The sequence below is a fragment of the Paludifilum halophilum genome (assembly GCF_002245355.1).
In the GTDB taxonomy this organism is placed as follows: domain Bacteria; phylum Bacillota; class Bacilli; order Thermoactinomycetales; family DSM-45169; genus Paludifilum; species Paludifilum halophilum.
The window spans coordinates 1-645 of the sequence record NZ_NOWF01000042.1; the positions used below are offsets into that span (position 1 = coordinate 1).

Consider the following 645-nt stretch of genomic DNA (forward strand, 5'->3'; position numbering starts at 1 on the left):
GTTTTAAGCCAACTTATCTTCAAGTTTAGCCATAATCTCTAGCCTCCGAGAAGCTATCGCACGATGTAGAAGAACAGCACCACATGCAATCACGCCTCCCATCAAGGAAGAGACAAACACAATAATAACCTTGCCAACTCCATCTTTTTTTACAGGCAACGATGGGCTTAACTGATATTTAAATGGTATAAAGCTGATGTCATTAACACTTACTTGAGCCAATTCATCGACAAGATATTGGCGGTTCAACAAATCCCCACTCAATTCCGTAACATCAGAAATTGACTTCTTAATATTCAACTTACTTGCTATTCCATCAGAACCAAGTGAAACAGAGAAGTCAGGATCATCTTTAACAGATTGCCCATTACCAAAGACAGGTTTTTTTATTCCCGCAGCATTAGCAACTTCTAATGAATAACCAAGACGTTTAACATCAGCTTTCAATGGGTTTTTTATTTTTATTTTATCTTGTACAAGCATCTCTCTCTCAAATTTATTTTTAATCTCAAGCTTATTTCTCACTTCTTCCATAAATTCTTTAGCAACCAGATCGGACACATAATCAATATATCCTGATAAAACCTTTTGCGCTTCTTCACCACTTGGTGCAGTAAAGCTCAGTGTCCATGAGACATACAAAGG

Annotated in this window: 1 protein-coding gene; it reads right to left on the reverse strand. The window is 37.1% G+C overall.

From position 1 onward, the window contains the following. Positions 1–3 precede the first annotated feature (3 nt). Positions 4–645, reverse strand: a 642-nt coding sequence (gene wzz(fepE) / locus CHM34_RS18345) for an LPS O-antigen length regulator Wzz(fepE) (RefSeq protein ID WP_094266049.1), incomplete at its 5' end; no start/stop codon positions are given.